We start from the raw sequence: 16,327 nt of genomic DNA on the forward strand, positions 1-16,327 counted from the left end.
CCACAAGTGACGGAAGTCATGGCTCGCCGCAATCTTGCGTACACGAACGCGGGAACGCCGGAAATATCCGATCTGCAGCAATCTATCGTCTTACTGGTGTTTCAGGCTCGAATTGCTACGATTTGCTTCGTCAGCCAAGAACATCAGGGAGATTTCATGTCTGTCGGCGCAGCGCAGCTCGCGCGTGTCCTTACCGCCTCCTCGTCCGCCATGCCCACGCTCGGCAATTCGCCGGCGCTGGAACCCATCGCCATCGTGGGCGACGAGGGCCTCAGCAGCCTGTTTCGCTACACGCTGACGCTGGCCACGCCCGAGCAGCAGGGCTACAACGAGCGGCAGGCGGCCAACGTCACCATCAAGCAGCTGGTGGGCGAAATGCTGGCCGCGCACATCGTGCTCGACGGCCGTCCGGGCTCGGGGCCGGAGCAGCGCCACATCTCGGGGCTGGTCACGCGCGTGCGCTTCCTGCGGCTGGAGAACCGGCGCGCGCTCTACGAGGCCGTGATCGAGCCGTGGCTCACGCTCGCGACACGCACGAGCGACTACCGCATCTTCCAGAACCAGAACGTGCTGGACATCGTCAAGGCGGTGCTCGGCAAGTACGGCCTGCCCTTCGAAATCCGGACGACGAGGAGCTATCCGCCGCGCGAGTTCCAGGTGCAGTACGGCGAGAGCGACCACGACTTCGTCGCGCGGCTGCTGCACGAATGGGGCCTGTACTTCTACTTCGAGCACGAGGAGAACAGCCACAAGCTGGTCATCGTGGATGACATGGCCTCGCACCAGCCCTTCGCCCACGAGGGCTACCGCACCATCCCCTTCCATCCGGCGGACGCGACGGTGCGCGAGGAGCACTGCGACCGCTTCAATGCCTGCGAGGAACTGCAAAGCGGCCGCTGGGTGACTGACGACTTCGACTTCAAGCGCCCCAAGGCCGAGCTGCAGCAGATCAGCGCCATGCCGCGCAAGACCGCGCAGAACACCTGGGAGCGCTACGGCTGGCCGGGCGACTATGTCGTCGAGTCCGAAGGCGAGCAACTGGTGCGCACGCGCATGGAAGAGACGGGCAGCCAGGGCGAGGTCGCCAGCGGCTCGGGCAACCTGCGCGCGGTGGTGCCGGGTTGCATGGTGACGCTGGAGCGCCATCCGCAGAACGAATCGAACCGGCAGTACCTTGTCACGCATGCGCATCTGGAACTGCAGGATGTGGGCGATGCGAGTTCGCAGCAGGAATTCGAGTGCCGCGTCGACTTCGACGTGATTCCGTCGAGCAAGGTCTTTCGCGCGCCGGTGCCGCCGGTGCCCAGGCCGCGCACCACGGGCCCGCAGACCGCTATCGTCACCGGCCCGGCCGGCCGCGAGATATGGACCGACGAGTACGGCCGCGTGAAGCTGAGTTTTCACTGGAACCGCTACTGCACGAAGGACGAGAACAGTTCCTGCTGGGTGCGCGTGTCCTCGCCCTGGGCCGGCACCAACTTCGGCGGCATCCAGATCCCTCGCATCGGCCAGGAGGTGATCGTCGACTTCGAGAACGGCGACCCGGACCGGCCGATCGTGACCGGCCGCGTCTACAACGCCGACAACATGCCGCCCTGGACGCTGCCCGACAACGCCACGCAAAGCGGCCTGCTCACGCGCAGTTCCGAAGGCGGCAGCGGCGCCAACGCCAATGCGCTTCGCTTCGAGGACAAGAAGGGGCAGGAGCAGGTGTGGCTGCATGCCGAGCGCAACCAGGACATCGAGGTCGAGCACGACGAGACCCACTCGGTAGGGCAAGACCGCAGCAAGAAGGTGGGCCGCAACCAGATGGCCACCATCGGCATGGCCTACATGCACAACGTGGGCCTGGCCAAGATGGTGAACATCGGCCTGGCGTACTCCTTCAACGTCGGCATGCTGCGCAACAGCGTGGTCGGCATGATGGACAACACCATGGTCGGCAAGACGCAGACCACCAAGGTCGGCGAAAAGTACCTGCTGTCCGTGGGCGGCGACAAGGGCAGCCATATCGAGATGGACGGCAAGACCATCTCGCTGCGCGTGGGCGCGTCGGTGATGCAGCTCAAGGCCGACGGCTCCATCGCGGTCACCGGCAAGAAGATCAACATCACGGCGCAGGGCGATGACGTGACCATCAACGGCGAGCACATCTGGCTCAACCCCAAGGGCGGCGGCGCGGCGCTGCAGCCGAACGCGGTGCCTGCTTCGCCGCCGGCCGAGCCTCCGGGCAGCCCGCTGGCGAGCCTCGGTGCGCTGATGGGAGGCAACCCCGCCGACCTGCTCGGCAAGGCGGGGCAGCTCGCGTCGATCGCGCAGCAGGTGGCCGGAGGCGGCGGCGGTGGTGGCGGCGGGGCGGCGGACCAGGTGACGCAGGTGCTGGGCACCGTCTCGGCGGCTGTCTCCGCCGGTGTAGGGAAAATGGCGGCGGACAAGGGCGACACCCGTGGCTGAGCCCGCGCCTCCGATTCCCGCGCCGCGCCTCGCGCAGTTGCGCAACGCAACGCCCTTTTCGCACTTCCAGTTCGACAAGATGGGCAAGGGACGGCGCTTCCACGACGTGGTGGTGGTGTGCGCGAGCTTCGTGCTGGCACCCGGCCGGCTCGAGCCTGCGACGTTCCACCGCGGGCCCGTCTTCGCCGATGAGCCCTGGGACGCGTCCTTCGCGACGCTGTCGAGCCTGCGCGCGGCAACCGACCTGCTGCTGCGCAAGCCCGACGCCGATATCTACGTGACGGGCACCGCGCACGCGCTCGACTGGACACCACGGCCCGCTTGGCAGGCGCAGCTTCAGGTGCACCGGCGGCAGCAGCCGTTGCTGCAGAAGGCGCTGCGCCTGACGGGCCCGCGCCAGTGGGACTGGCAGCCGGACGCCACGCAGCGCACCCTCTCCGATCCGCAGCCAGCGCTGGCCGTGCCGCTGCGCTACGAACTCGCGTACGGCGGCTGGGGCTTCGACCAGGGCGACGACGAATCGGCGCCGCCCCGCACCCATCCAGCCAACCCTTGCGGCCGCGGATGGTTCGGCAGTGCGAGCCGCGACGATCATCCCGCGGCGCGCCATGCCGCCGGCCAGCCGTTTCCCGGCCCGCAGATCGAGTACGCCGATGCGCCCCTGCGGCAAGCCAATCAGGAGGACGCCCGTCCCGCCGGCTTCGGGCCCGTCGCACGCTTCTGGCAGCCGCGCGTCGCGCTGGCCGGCACCTACGACGAGGCCTGGCGCGAACGCCATGCCAGTCAGCCCTACATGGACTACGCCGACGATTTCGACGAGCGCTTCTTCCAGTACGCGCCCGCCGACCAGCTCGTGGCCGGTGGCCTGCGGGGAGATGAATCGGTGCACATGAGCGGCTTCTTCGCTTCGGCGCCGCAGGTCGAGTTCCAACTGCCGCACCTGTGGATCGAAGCGCTGTGCAAGGACCGCAGCGGCACGGAACGCAGCGAGGCCATGAAGCTCGACACCGTGCACATCGACCTCGAGGAGATGCTCGTGCACCTCACCTGGCGCCTCACGCTGGACCAGGCGCTCGACACGGTGGCGGCCGACCTCTTCCACCGACAGCTTGCAGAAGCCACGGCGAGCGACGCCGGCACGCACCAGGAGGAAACGACCGCATGAGCGCCGAAAAGCACATCGCCGACGCGGAGTCGGGCTTCATGGTGGTCAACGTCGTGCCCGACTTCTGCATCGTCGGCACGCAGGTCGTTCCCTTCGACATCGTGTCGATCCTGCCGCCCGAGAAGGCCGCCTATTCGCACACGGTGTTCGCACGCAGCGAGAAAGTGCTGATGGTCGACAGCATCGTCAAGGGCGTGACGGGCAACGCGGGCAGCGGCGTGCGTTCGGGCGTCTCGCTCGGCGCGGGCAACGTGAAGATCATTTCGGGCTCGCAGACGGTCTTCGTCGAGAGCCGCCCCGTGGCCCGCCACGGCGACCTGTGCGAGATGAACGGAGCCGCCTGATGGGTTCGATGCCCGACGACAGGAAGACGCTGGGGCAGGTGCTGTCCACGTCTTCGTCTTCTTCCTCGTCGCCCTTCTCGACACCGGCCTTCACCAGCAACGGCACGCTGGGCAGGGTGCTGACCTTCGAAGTGCCCAAGGGGCCGATGCTGCGGCGCCGGCCCGGCATCTGCAGCGAGCGGTACGAGCGGGAGAAGGCGGAGTTCGAAAAGATTCCGCTGTACGAACGGATGTGGATCGGCCTCGGACGCGACGCGCGCCTGGAACCGACCGATGCTCTGCAGTCGGCCAAGACCTTCCAGCGGGCATGCGAACAGATGCCCGACGAGATTCCGAAATCGGCGCTGGACGAGAAGCTCCAGCAGTTGAACGACCACTACAGCGGCAAGAATCCTCTGCCGCCCGAACAGTCGCTGGAGCTCAGGAGAAGAACCTCTTTCCTGCAGGATGTCTACACGCCGGGGCCGCGCTGGGAGAACAGCGTTTCCGGCGCCGAGAGCGCCTGGCTGAGCGAGCAGAACCTGCGCTTCGGCAATTCGCTGGGCATCGCGCTGCTGGGGCCCCTCTTCGGGGCACCTGGCGCGGCCACGCGTGTGCTCGGGGGAAGCGAGCAACAGGTAGCGGCGGCCAACCAGGTTGGCGCTGCTGCGTTCGACATGGCTGCCGCGCATGTGGGTCTTGGTGGAAAGAAGAGTGCTGGAGAGCCTCTGCCAAGAGCCGGAGAAAGCTCTCGCGGCTCACCTCTCGAACCGGTCAGCCGGCCCGTCGGGGGAAAGACTTCGACACAGAATCCGCCCCTGGAGACCCCGACGCAAGGCACTGTTGTCCGACGGCTTCCTCCTTCAGTACCACCACCGAGGCCCAAGGTTCAGTACGACAAGAAGCAGCTGCAGGCCAAGTACAAGCATGCCAAAGACTTCGGCGTAAACGATCCTTGGGGGAAAAATGCGGCGGGGAACTATCAGTCAGCCCTGGAAGCCCACGTGCAGGATCCAGGTACCCAGATGATCAACGGAACATACCGCGGAGACTCTGTCATTCACTATCTCAATCCCTCCACGGGCTTGAACGTCATGACCGATACTTCTCACAACTTTCTTTCCGGATGGCGGCTCAATCCGGCTCAGATCAACAACGTCCAAACACGAGGCAGCCTGTGACGAATGACAAGTACGACTTCGACAAGGAAGTGAACATCACACTGTCTCAAGCCAAAATGGCCGTCCTGATGGAAATCTGTACCAAGATCGCCCAGTTCGGACTCTCGCCGGAAGAAGAGCATGTTCTGAGAGAGATCGAGTCTGCGGCCGAGTCAGAAATCGATTTCATCTTCGACCCGGACTACAAGGCGATGATGGAGAGCATCAGGAAAAAGCTTAGAGCCGAGCTTGACCTTTGAGCACCTGACCGTGCTGCGCAACCTACCGGATGCGACGAAGGCCGACCGCGCCTTTGTCAGCCTTGCCGATCCGGATCCGGATACACCAGCGGCCCCAGCACCCCGCGATTGAACGGCTTCCACTCGCCTTCCGGCTGCGCCAGCCGGTCCGCCACCGCATAGAGCACCGCCGGGTGCGCGCCCAGCCCCAGGTGGCTGGCGATGACTTCGATGTTCTCCGACTGCGGGCCGGTCTTCTCGATGCTGCAGCGCCATGCGACGACGCCGTCGGTGCGGCTGAAGATGGAGGTGGTGGGCACGGGCGGCGTGGGCTGCACGAACTTCATGCGGCGCGGGTCGTGCGAGCTCTGGCCGCTCACGCCTTCGTACACGCGCCATGCGTTGGTGGCGCGCGGGCTGCCGGAGAAGGGGCTGCCCAGGGTGATGACGTTGCGGATCATGTGCGAATAGGAAGACGCCAGCAGCCGCGCATACACGCCGCCCAGGCTCCAGCCGATGACGCTGACCTTCTGGCCGCTGCTGTCGTGCAGGCTCTTCAGCAGTTCGACCATGCCCTGCTCCACGCCTTCGCGCGGGCCGAAGTTGCGGCCCTGGCCCCAGCCGTGGGCGTCGTAGCCGCGGCTGCAGAGGTAGCGGCGCAGCAGCAGCGTGGAGCCGTCGCCCGCCACGAGGCCCGGCAGCACCAGCACCGGATGCCCGTCACCGCGCGGCGTGAGCTGCAGCAGCGGCCACATGGCGAGGCCGGCGCCGGTTTCCCAGAGCGCACGGGCTTCGGCCAGCAGCAGCAGGCGCGACGGCGGCGCGACGTGTTCCTTGGCGTAGGTGGCGGTGGTCATGATGGATGGCTCCTTTGTGGTTCTTGTATCTGCTTCAGGACGAACATGAGGCCGGCGGAGTGAATGCCCCGTCGGACGGCAGCGACATTTATCCGAGGTATTTGGCCCTCAGGTAATCAAGGTAAGCCCTCGATTCGCTGGAAACATACGGGGAAACCAGCGTGAGTGTGTAGAAAGCCGCCAAACCGGGATCGGCCTGCGCCAGCGCCTCGCGCCCCGGCACCAGCCGCTCGAACGAGAGCCAGCAGGTGGTGGTGAAGACCATCTGCAGCGCCAGGATGCGGGCCTGCTCGGCGCTGGTCTCGATGACGCCCGAGGCCACGAGGCCCTCGCACAGCGTCTGCGCGGCCAGCAGGTTCTGTGCGGTGAGGGCCTGCGCGCGCTGGCCCAGCGAGGGGTACTCGCTGGCCAGGAAGGCCATGTCGCGGTAGATGAAGCGGTATTCGTCGATGGCCTCGAAGCGCAGGTGCAGCGCCAGCCAGAGGTCGTCGATGGCGGCGATGGATGCCGAGGAACCGTTCAGCGCCTCCAGCCTCTGCTCGAAGCGCCTGAACAGCCATTCGACGATGAGCTGCTTGGCCTTGAAGTGGTAGTGCAGGTTGCCCGGGCTCATGCCCAGCTCGGCGGCGATCTTGTGGGTCGACACGGCCGCGAGGCCTTGCGCATTGAACAGCGCGAGGCTGGCCTGCAGGATGCGGTCGCGCGTGGTGTTGGAGCTGGCCACAAGCGGCTTGTCGCGTTGTTGCCTGCCGCTCAGCGTTTGGTGCCCCGGCCACGGGGAGTGGCGGCACCGGTGCCTTCGAGTTGCGCCACGCGCTCGCGCAGCCGCGCCACTTCGTCGCGCAGGACCTGCACTTCGGCCGCGTCGGGCATGCCCAGGCGCTGCATGGCGGTGGCGACGCGCTGGTCGAACACGTCCTCGAACTTGCGGATGCCGAAGCTGTCGAGGCCCAGGCTCGGGACCTTGCCCTGCCCGATGCCGAGCAAGCCCTCGATCACATTGGCCTGGCGCTTGGCGACGTCGTTGCGCACGTTGTCCAGCGCCTTGAGGCCGGCTCGCAGCAGGACTTCGGCCTTGCCGGGCTGCTCCACGGGCTTCTTTCTTGCCGCGGGTGCCTTCCTTGCGGCCGGAGCTTTTTTCGCAGGCGCCGCCCTCTTCTTCAACCTTGCAGTTTCGTCGGGACGGGTGGCCATGCGGTGCTCCAGATGCCGGGAAGAAAAAAAGGGGCGCAACGCGCCCCGGGGATCAGGCCGCCTTGCGGGCGGCAGCGCGGCGAACCGGCTTCTTGGCGGCGGTGGCCTTGGCCTTCACCGTGCGGACCGGCTTGACGGCTTGTTCTTCGCCATTCACGCGGGCTTCGATCTGCCTGGTGCCGGCGGCGATGCGGTCGGCGATCTGCACCGAGACGGTGGCCAGCGGTTGGTTCAGCGCGCCGAGGGCGTTGATGACCGAGGTGGCGACCGGCGATTCGACGCGGGCCACGCGGCCGGCAACGGCTTCGATACCGCTGGTGGTGCCGGCGGCGACGCGGTCCATCACCGAGACGATGCGGCCGGTGTCGATGTCCACGCGGTTGGCCAGGAAGCCATTGATCTTCTCCTGTGCGCCGATCAGATTGGCCTTGACCTGCTCGCTCACCAGCGGGAGCTTGCGGCTGCCGAGGAAGTCGCTGTAGCGCGAGGCCGCGCCGCCCAGCAGGCGATGCACGCCAGCGCGGTAGGCGCCGACCAGGGTCTTGCCCGCGTCGTTGTACTGGCCGACGACGTGAACGGCTGCGGAGGCGATGGAGGTTTGCGTGGACATGATGAAGATTTCCTTGAAGTTGAAAGGCTCGCGAAGGAAACAGGGATGTATCAGTCGCGATGGGCCTATCTTCTTCCAGGGGGCCTAGGCCTGGAAAACTAGAACGGTCGGAAAACTAGTCCAACTGCCCCAATTTTCCTTTCCGGGCCCGCCCCTTGTGCCGATCAGGCCGTTGCAGCCCTGGGCGCGGAGCCTGAAGAACGCTTGGCCGGAGCGGCCTTGCGGGCCGGGGCCTTGGGCGCTGCCATCTTCACGGGAGCCTTGACCGGAGCCTTGGCGGCCACCTTCGCGGCAGCTTTCACGGGCGCCTTCTTCGCCGCGACCTTGACCGGGGCCTTCTTGCGGGCGGCCGGCTTCTTCTTCGCGACGACTGCGGACTTCGCCTCGGCCTCATCGTCCGATGGCTCCGCCACCGTCTTCGGCGGCACCGGCGCGGGCGCTGCGCCGGCGGCGGCCGGGTGCTTCTGCGTCAGCTCCATCAGCAGCTTGTGCTCGGCCAGCATGTAGTCGCCGATCTCGGTGATGTCGGGCACGGCGCGACGGCAGGCGATCAGGCCGTAGTCCATGCGGCCGTTGTAGCTCTGCACCGTCACGTTCAGCGCCGTGCCGTGGCTGGCGATCGACACCGGGTAGTAGCAGGTGACCAGCGCACCCGCGAAGTACATCGGAAAGGGCGCGCCCGCCACGTTGGAGACCGCCACGTTGGCCGCCGGCGGCAGCAGGTTGACGATGCCCGAGCGCCCCACCATCGAGGCGATGCCCGACACCAGCCAGGGCGCGGCGAAGGTCGGGAAGTCGTCGAGGACCACCGCCTTGAAGCGGTTCATGGTCGACTTGGAGCTGGTCGACGAGGCGTTGATGGCCTTCAGCCGCTGGATCGGGTCGGTGATGTCGCTGGCCAGGCTCACCAGGATCATGCTGGCCTGGTTGTTGGCCGTGTCGTCGCCCGCCTCGCGCAGGCTCACCGGCACGCCGGCCACCAGCGGCTTGGCGGGCAGCTCGTTGTTGTCGGCGAGGTAGTGGCGCAGCGCGCCCGACACGGTGGCCAGCACCACGTCGTTGAGCGACACGCCGAAGTGCTTGGCGATGTACTTGGTCTCGGCCAGCGAGATGGTGCGGCCGGCGAAGGTGCGCTGGTTGGTGATCGACACGTTGAGCGAGGTGCGCGGCGCGAAGAGGTTGAACTTCTTCGGCGCGGCGGCCGCGTCCTTCTCGGCCACTTTCTCGTCGGGCTTCGCGAGTCCGCTGATGGCCCGCGCGATGGCCGGCGCCATCTTGAAGAGCTTCACGTACTGCTGCGCGGTGTTGCGCAGCGCGGCGGTCGCGAGCTCGGCCATGCCCAGCTGGTAGTTGTGGCCGCGCGAACGCGAGCGCGGCGGCTTCACCACGCGGCCCGTGGGCTCGAGGTCGAAGATGGCCTTGCCCACTTCCACGCCGGCCTGCCCGTCGATGCCCGCGTGGTGCACCTTGGTGTAGAGCGCCACCTGCCCGCTCTTGAGGCCGTCGATGATGTAGAACTCCCACATCGGGCGGCTGCGGTCGATCAGCGAGGAATGCAGCCGTGCCACGTACTGCTGCAACTGCCGGTTGGTTCCGGGCTTGGGCAGCGTGATGTGGCGCACGTGGTAGTCGAGGTCGATGTCGTCGTCCTCCACCCACACCGGGTTGGTCATGTCGAAGGGCATCAGCGCGAGCTTGCGCGTGAACACGTCGGCCAGGTGGATGCGGCTGGCCATGAAGTTCTTGGCGTCTTCGTAGAAGTCGCCCGTGTAGCCCTTGGGCAGGTCGAGCACGTTGAGCGAACCCACGTGCATCGGCATTTCCGGCGTTTCCAGGTGCAGGAAAGTGGCATCAAGACCGCTCAGGTGTTTCATGTGTAGTGTCTCCTTGGTGGGGCATGAGCCGCTTGGCAGGATACCGTGCGCATCGCATTCCCGGGCCCTCGCTTATTCAGTGTTTCCACCGAGGGCAGGCACCGGCGCGACAGGGGTTTGCCCCAGTAATCCCAAAGTACGGGTCCAAAGAAGAACGCCAGCAGAAGCCGCAACAACTGCTCACAAGGCTCGCTGTATTTCACGGCGCCTCCGTACACTGGGGTCATGACATCCAGCCTCCCCCCGCAGCATCCGCAACAGGACGAAGACGACAACCTCTGGCTAGAGGACATCGACGGAGAGAAGCAGCTCGACTGGGCACGCGCGCAGAACGCCGTCACCGTGCAGGCCTACGCGCAGTCGCCCGCGTTCGAGGCGCTCCAGCAGGGCATCCTCGAGGTGCTCGACTCCGACGAGCGCATTCCGATGGTCCGCAAGATCGGCCCGCGCTTCTTCTACAACTTCTGGCGCGACAAGGAGCACCCGAAGGGCGTCTGGCGCCGCACCACGCTCGACGAATACCGCAAGCCCCGGCCCGAATGGGAGACCGTACTCGACCTCGACGCGCTGGCCATGGCGGATGGCGAGAACTGGGTCTGGCACGGCGCCGATTGCCTGGAGCCCGAGTACAGGCGCTGCCTGATCTCGCTGTCGCGCGGCGGTGCCGACGCCGACGTGGTGCGCGAGTTCGACCTGGAGACGAAGCAGTTCGTCGAGGGCGGCTTCTCGCTGCCCGAGGCCAAGAACCACGTGGGCTGGAAAGACATCGACCACCTCTACGTGGCCACCGACTTCGGCCCCGGCTCGATGACCAGCTCCAGCTACCCGCGCATCGTGAAGGAGTGGCGGCGCGGCACGCCGCTCGAAAGCGCGGTGACGGTGTACGAGGGCCTGCACGAAGACATGTCCGTCAGCGCCTACCGGGACAACACGCCCGGCTTCGAGCGCGACTTCGTCTCGCGGCAGATGGACTTCTACGAAAGCGAGACCTGGCTGCGCGGCGCCGACGGCACGCTGGTGAAGATCGACGTGCCCGACGATTGCGACACCGACATCACGCGCGAGTGGCTGCTGGTCGAGCCGCGCGAGGACTGGACCGTGGGCGGCACCACCTACAGGGCGGGCTCGCTGCTGGCCGCGAAGTTCGACGACTACATGGCTGGCAGCCGCGCGCTCACGGTGCTGTTCGAGCCCGACGACACCACCGCGCTGGACGACTACTCGTGGACGCGCAACCACCTGATCGTCAACGTGATGCACGACGTGGTGAACCGCCTCGAGGTGCTCACGCCTCCCGCCGACGGCAAGGGCCCGTGGAAGCGCGAGGGCCTGGGCGGCGCGCCCGAGCTCTCGACCATCGCGGCGGGCGGCATCGACGAGGACGAGAACGACGACTACTTCCTCACCGTGAGCGGCTTCCTGCAGCCGACCACGCTCTACATCGGCACCATCGGGCAGGGCGAGCCCCAGGTGCTGAAGCACAGCCCCGCCTTCTTCGACGCCTCGCGCCACCGCGTGAGCCAGCACTTCGCCACCTCGAAGGACGGCACGCGTGTGCCCTACTTCGAGATCGCCCCGAAGGAGCTGAAGGCCGACGGCACCAACCCCACGCTGCAGTACGCCTACGGCGGCTTCGAGATCCCGCTGCAGCCCAGCTACAGCGGCAGCATCGGCCGCGCATGGCTGGACCAGGGCGGCGTGTACGTCGTCGCAAACATCCGCGGCGGCGGCGAATACGGCCCGCGCTGGCACCAGGCCGCGCTGCAGGAGAACCGGCTTCGCACCTGCGAGGACTTCGCGGCCGTCTCCGAAGACTTGATCGCGCGCAGGATCACCTCGCCCGCGCACCTGGGCGCCATGGGCGGCAGCAACGGCGGCCTGCTGATGGGCAACATGCTCACGCTGCACCCGAAGCTCTACGGCGCCATCGTGAGCGAGGTCGCGCTGCTGGACATGCGCCGCTACACGCACCTGTCGGCCGGCGCCTCATGGATCGCCGAGTACGGCGACCCCGACCAGCCCGAGGAGTGGGAATTCATCCGCACCTTCTCGCCCTACGAGAACGCGAAGCCGGGGCTGGCCTGTCCGCCCGTGCTCTTCACCACTTCCACCCGCGACGACCGCGTGGGCCCGGTGCACGCGCGCAAGATGCACGCGAAGATGAGCGCGCTGGGCTACGACAGCAGCTTCTACGAGAACCTGGAAGGCGGCCACAGCGCGGCCACGGACAACAAGGAGTCCGCTTTCATGGACGCACTGGGCTATGCCTACCTGTGGCGACACCTGAGGAGTTGAAATGAGCAAAGCCAAGGTCACCCTCGAACTGATCGGCGCACCCACCGACGTCGGCGCCAGCGTGCGCGGCGCGGGCATGGGCCCCGACGCGCTGCGCGTGGCGGGCCTGCCGGAGGCGCTCGCGCGGCAGGGCTATGCGGTCATCGACCGGGGCAACCTGGCGGGTCCGGCCACGCCCTGGGCGCAGCCGTCCAGCGGGCTGCGCCACCTGGACGAGGTGATCGCCTGGAACCGCTCCGTCTACGAGTCCATCGATGCGGCGCTGGGCGCCGGCCACGTGCCGCTGATGATGGGGGGCGACCACTGCCTGGCCATCGGCTCGATCAGCGCGGTGGCATGGCATGCGCGCAAGCGGGGCAAGAAGCTGCGCGTGCTGTGGCTCGATGCGCACTCCGACGTCAATACCGAGACCACCAGCCCCAGCGGCAACCTGCACGGCATGCCCGTGTCGTGCCTGCTGGGACACGGGCCTTCGGCGCTCACGGGCTGGAGCGGTGAGCGCGCCGCGCTGGCGCACGAGGCCATCCGCTTCATCGGCATCCGCAGCGTGGACGGCGACGAGAAGGAAGCCATCCGCACGCTGGGCCTGAACGTGTTCGACATGCGCCACATCGACGAGCACGGCATGCGCACCACCATGACCGAGGCGCTGCAGGACGTCGATGAAGACACCCACCTGCACGTGAGCTTCGACCTCGACTGCCTTGACCCGGCCGACGCGCCCGGCGTGGGCACCGGGGTGCGCGGCGGCCCCACCTACCGCGAGATGCAGCTGTGCATGGAAATGATCGCCGACACCGGGCGGCTGGGCTCGCTGGACGTGGTGGAGCTGAACCCGGCGCTCGACGTACGCAACCAGACGGCCGAGGTGGCCGTGGAGCTCATCGAGAGCCTGTTCGGCAAGTCGACGCTGGTGAGGTAAGGGAACTCCCCCCAGGCTTCGCGCACTTCGTGTCGCTTCTCCTCCTCCTCGCCGGGGGCGACACCCGCGGCCCGGCAGAGCCGGTTCCGCGGTGTCTCGCGAACAGGCCCTGCCGTGGTGCGTCGAAGGGAATCAGGGCCGCTCGACCTGCGCCGCCTTGGCGCGCGTGGTGTAGCCCTGGTAGGCCGGCAGCGCGACGGCCGCGAGGATGCCGAGCCCCGTGATCACCGGCAGCAGCCACGCGCCGATCAGCACGCCCATGCCGTTGGGCGGCGGCGGCGCGCCGAAGCGGTTGCGGCCTTTGGTGCCCGACTTGAAGACCCAGATCAGGGCGACGAAGGGGATCAGCGCCAGGAACAGCATCCAGCCCGACCAGTCCATGTCGTGCGAGCGCTGGATGCCGGTCAGCACGTAGAAGACCAGGTACGGAATCGCCAGCAGGAAGGTCAGCCCGCCGATCACGCCTTCGGAGCGCGCAAGGCCGGTGAAGCCGAGGATGCCGCCCATCACCGCGGCCGCGATGATGAAGATGATGTACGAAAAAAGCGTGTACGCCAGGAAGCGCGCCCGGCCGATGCGGCCCTTGGCGGACCACAGCTTCACGGGCTGCACGGCATCGGAGCCGCCCTCGTACACGTCCGCCACCGTCGAGCGCGGCGCTGCGTACGGATTGGGATTGGTGAAATCGGTCGTCATGTGCTTCTCTCTCCTCTGATTTATGAAGGGCTCATTGTGGGCAAAGACCTTTACAAAAGGCCAGCCCTTTTGACCGCGTGGTAACGGTTCACCAACGCCACGGCGAGGTCGGCCGGCTCCACGTCGACCGACAGCGGGTCGTTGCCCACCACGCGCGCGAAGGCGTCGCGGCGCGACTGCTCGAACAGGTGCGCCGCCGCCACGTCGACCGCGTCGCGCGCATGCACCAGCGGCTGGCTGGCGATGTGGCCGAGCACGCGTTCGCGCAGGCTCGCGACCAGCACCAGGTGCTTGCGGCGCAGCAGCTTGATGGCGGGGCGCAGTTCGGCCGCGTCCTCGTCGCGGAAATTGGTCAGCACGATGACCAGCGCGCGCCGCTTCTGCACGCGCAGCAGCTCCTGCGCGGCCAGCAGGTAGTCCGAATGGGTTGCGCCAGGCTGGATGTCGTGCAGCCGGTTCATCAGCGCGTTGAGCGTGGCGCTGCCCTTGCGCGGGGCGAAGTCGCGCCGTTCTTCCGGCGGGCAGCCGAAGGTCATGGCGCCGACCTCGTCGCCCTCCTTCAGCGCGACGTAGCTCAGCAGCATCAGCGCGTTGAGCGCCTCGTCGAAGTGGCTGTTGTTGCTCTGCTGCTGCGCCAATGCGCCTTCGTCGGCGCGCATGCGGCGGCCGCAGTCGAGCAGGAACAGCACGCACTGGTCGCGGTCGTCCTGGAACTCGCGCACGATGGGCCGGCGCTGGCGCTGCGTGGCCTTCCAGTCGATGTGGCGCAGCGAGTCGCCGGTCTTGTAGTCGGCCAGCTGCCGGAAGTCGGTGCCCAGCCCGCGCTGGGCGTAGGTCTTGATGCCGATCTGCGCCAGCCGTCGGTCGCCCGAGAGCCAGGCATAGCGCGCGAGCGCGGCGAAGTTGGGGTACACGCGCAGCCGGCGCGGCTCGCCCAGCGTCTGCCGCACCTCGAAGCAGCCGAAGCGGGTGCGCCAGCGCAGCTGGGTGGCGCCGAACTGCGCCACGCCGCGCTGCGTGGCGGTGGCGGTGTAGCGGATCGAGACCCGCGAGAGCGCCGGCACCGCGTGCTCCTGCGGCAGCCCCTCGAAGGTGAAGTGCGTGTCGACCTCGTCGAACACCGACACCCGCCAGGCCTGCGCGCCCTCGTTCACCAGCGTGAGCGTGAGCACCGTGGGCACGCCCAGCGAAAACGCGCCGGGCAGGTTGCGCTCGATGCGCAGCGGCGCGGCGCGCCACAGCCGCAGGCTCTGCCAGAGATCGACGCCCGCCAGCACGAGGCCCAGCGCCAGCAGCCCGCCCGCCACGACGGCGACGTAGTCCAGCGGTGCGCCCAACAGCAGCGCCACCGTGACGGCGACGCTCAGGCCGGCCAGCGCCAGCACAGGCGCCCGCGCAGGAATTGGCAACAGAAGCATCAACAGAGCACCGTCCCTTCGGGAAACACCGCGGAACCGGCTTCGCCGGGCCGCAGGTGTTGCCCCCGGCAGGGGGTTGGCGCAGCGACACGAAGTGCGCGAAGCCTGGGGGGGAGCCTCATATTCTCGGGGCTTCGACGCTGTCGCGCGCGGCGCGCAGCAGCGTGTCGACGCTCAGGCCTTCGAGCTGCGCATCGGGCGAGATCATCACGCGGTGCCGCAGCGCCGGCAGCGCCTGGCGCGCGACGTCGTCGGGCGTGATGAAGTCGCGCCCCGCCATCAGCGCGGCGGCGCGGGCGGCGCGCACCAGCGCCATGGTGCCGCGCGGCCCCGCGCCCGACGACAGGCCGGGCCAGTCGCGGGTGGCGCGCGCGATGCGTACCGCATAGTCGATCACCCGTTCGTCGGCCTGCACCAGGCAGGCCAGCCGCTGCAGTTCGAGCACCTGCGCCTCGTCGAGGCAGGGGCGCACGGCCTCCAGCGGAAACTGGTTGCCCGCGCGCTGCCGCGTGGTGAGCTGCACGATGGCGTTCTCCTCGCTGTGGCTCGGAAAGCCGATGTCGATCTTCAGCAGGAAGCGGTCGAGCTGCGCCTCGGGCAGCGGATAGGTGCCCTCGGTGTCGATCGGGTTCTGCGTGGCCATCACCATGAAGGGGCGCGGCAGCGCCATGGCCTTGCCTTCGAGCGTGACCTGGTACTCCTGCATGACTTCGAGCAGCGCGCTCTGGGTCTTGGCCGGCGCGCGGTTGATTTCGTCGGCCAGCAGCAGGTTGGTGAACACCGGGCCCTGGTGCACGCGCAGGGTGCCGAGGCTGCCGTCGCCGCGCGAGGCGATGTCGAGCACCGCGTGGCCGGTGACGTCCGAGGGCATCAGGTCGGGCGTGAACTGCACGCGCGAGTAGCGCAGCGTCATGGCCTGCGCGAGCGCGCGGGCGAGCAGGGTCTTGCCGAGCCCCGGCACGCCCTCGATCAGCACATGGCCCGATGCCACCAGCGCGACCAGCGTCTGGTCGACTGCCTCGAGCTGGCCGACCACGGCCTGGCCGACCTCGGCGCGCAGCGTCTGCAGCCACTGGGCCGCACGCGTCAGTTCTTCGGGTTGGATGGCTTGCATGGGCGT

Annotated in this window: 15 protein-coding genes; 7 read left to right on the forward strand and 8 right to left on the reverse strand. The window is 67.6% G+C overall.

Going from position 1 to position 16,327, the window contains the following annotated elements:
- Window positions 1-156: 156 nt before the first annotated feature.
- From QMO14_RS14495 to QMO14_RS14515, 5 genes are read left to right on the forward strand one after another with little or no spacing between them, the layout of a single operon-like run.
- Window positions 157-2,454, forward strand: a complete 2,298-nt coding sequence (locus QMO14_RS14495) for a type VI secretion system Vgr family protein (protein WP_301507905.1) — start codon at window positions 157-159, stop codon at window positions 2,452-2,454.
- Window positions 2,447-3,619 (forward strand): DUF2169 domain-containing protein, encoded by a 1,173-nt coding sequence (locus QMO14_RS14500; protein ID WP_301507906.1) that lies wholly within the window; start codon window positions 2,447-2,449, stop codon window positions 3,617-3,619. Before QMO14_RS14495 ends, QMO14_RS14500 begins: the two co-directional genes overlap by 8 nt.
- Window positions 3,616-3,963, forward strand: coding sequence for a PAAR-like domain-containing protein (locus QMO14_RS14505; RefSeq protein WP_301507907.1), 348 nt, complete (start codon window positions 3,616-3,618; stop codon window positions 3,961-3,963). Before QMO14_RS14500 ends, QMO14_RS14505 begins: the two co-directional genes overlap by 4 nt.
- Complete coding sequence (locus QMO14_RS14510; protein WP_301507908.1) at window positions 3,963-5,123, forward strand: colicin D domain-containing protein; 1,161 nt, start codon at window positions 3,963-3,965, stop codon at window positions 5,121-5,123. The genes QMO14_RS14505 and QMO14_RS14510 overlap by 1 nt, the downstream gene beginning before the upstream one ends.
- Window positions 5,120-5,362 (forward strand): hypothetical protein, encoded by a 243-nt coding sequence (locus QMO14_RS14515; RefSeq protein ID WP_301507909.1) that lies wholly within the window; start codon window positions 5,120-5,122, stop codon window positions 5,360-5,362. The genes QMO14_RS14510 and QMO14_RS14515 overlap by 4 nt, the downstream gene beginning before the upstream one ends.
- Window positions 5,363-5,418: 56 nt before the next feature.
- Here the strand turns inward: QMO14_RS14515 and QMO14_RS14520 are convergent, their stop codons facing one another.
- From QMO14_RS14520 to QMO14_RS14540, 5 genes are all read right to left on the reverse strand, one after another.
- Complete coding sequence (locus QMO14_RS14520; protein WP_301507910.1) at window positions 5,419-6,198, reverse strand: triacylglycerol lipase; 780 nt, start codon at window positions 6,196-6,198, stop codon at window positions 5,419-5,421.
- Window positions 6,199-6,286: 88 nt separating this feature from the next.
- Window positions 6,287-6,922, reverse strand: a complete 636-nt coding sequence (locus QMO14_RS14525) for a TetR/AcrR family transcriptional regulator (protein ID WP_301507911.1) — start codon at window positions 6,920-6,922, stop codon at window positions 6,287-6,289.
- Between the two features lie 29 nt (window positions 6,923-6,951).
- Window positions 6,952-7,290 carry a phasin family protein gene (locus QMO14_RS14530; protein WP_301507912.1) on the reverse strand — a complete coding sequence of 113 codons (339 nt, stop codon included), beginning with the start codon at window positions 7,288-7,290 and terminating at the stop codon, window positions 6,952-6,954.
- Between the two features lie 154 nt (window positions 7,291-7,444).
- On the reverse strand, window positions 7,445-8,002 hold the full coding sequence (locus QMO14_RS14535) for a hypothetical protein (RefSeq protein ID WP_301507913.1): 558 nt from the start codon (window positions 8,000-8,002) through the stop codon (window positions 7,445-7,447).
- 164 nt (window positions 8,003-8,166) lie between these two features.
- Complete coding sequence (locus QMO14_RS14540; protein ID WP_301507914.1) at window positions 8,167-9,876, reverse strand: wax ester/triacylglycerol synthase family O-acyltransferase; 1,710 nt, start codon at window positions 9,874-9,876, stop codon at window positions 8,167-8,169.
- A 225-nt stretch (window positions 9,877-10,101) separates the two neighbouring features.
- Between QMO14_RS14540 and QMO14_RS14545 the strand changes: the two genes are divergently transcribed.
- Window positions 10,102-12,171: a prolyl oligopeptidase family protein gene (locus tag QMO14_RS14545; RefSeq protein WP_301507915.1), complete on the forward strand. Its 2,070-nt coding sequence runs from the start codon at window positions 10,102-10,104 to the stop codon at window positions 12,169-12,171.
- Window position 12,172: 1 nt separating this feature from the next.
- Window positions 12,173-13,093 carry an arginase gene (gene rocF, locus QMO14_RS14550; RefSeq protein ID WP_301507916.1) on the forward strand — a complete coding sequence of 307 codons (921 nt, stop codon included), beginning with the start codon at window positions 12,173-12,175 and terminating at the stop codon, window positions 13,091-13,093.
- A gap of 132 nt (window positions 13,094-13,225) precedes the next feature.
- On the opposite strand, the gene QMO14_RS14555 is transcribed toward rocF, so the two are convergent.
- The 3 genes from QMO14_RS14555 to QMO14_RS14565 form a co-directional block, all read right to left on the reverse strand.
- A complete protein-coding gene (locus QMO14_RS14555; protein WP_301507917.1) occupies window positions 13,226-13,789 on the reverse strand; it encodes a DUF805 domain-containing protein in 564 nt (187 codons plus the stop codon).
- 50 nt (window positions 13,790-13,839) lie between these two features.
- Window positions 13,840-15,207 (reverse strand): DUF58 domain-containing protein, encoded by a 1,368-nt coding sequence (locus QMO14_RS14560; RefSeq protein ID WP_301507918.1) that lies wholly within the window; start codon window positions 15,205-15,207, stop codon window positions 13,840-13,842.
- A gap of 118 nt (window positions 15,208-15,325) precedes the next feature.
- Window positions 15,326-16,321, reverse strand: coding sequence for a MoxR family ATPase (locus QMO14_RS14565; RefSeq protein ID WP_301507919.1), 996 nt, complete (start codon window positions 16,319-16,321; stop codon window positions 15,326-15,328).
- Window positions 16,322-16,327: the final 6 nt, after the last annotated feature.

Origin of the sequence: Variovorax sp. CAN15 (genome assembly GCF_030462475.1) — a bacterium.
Classification (GTDB): Bacteria; Pseudomonadota; Gammaproteobacteria; order Burkholderiales; family Burkholderiaceae_C; genus Variovorax.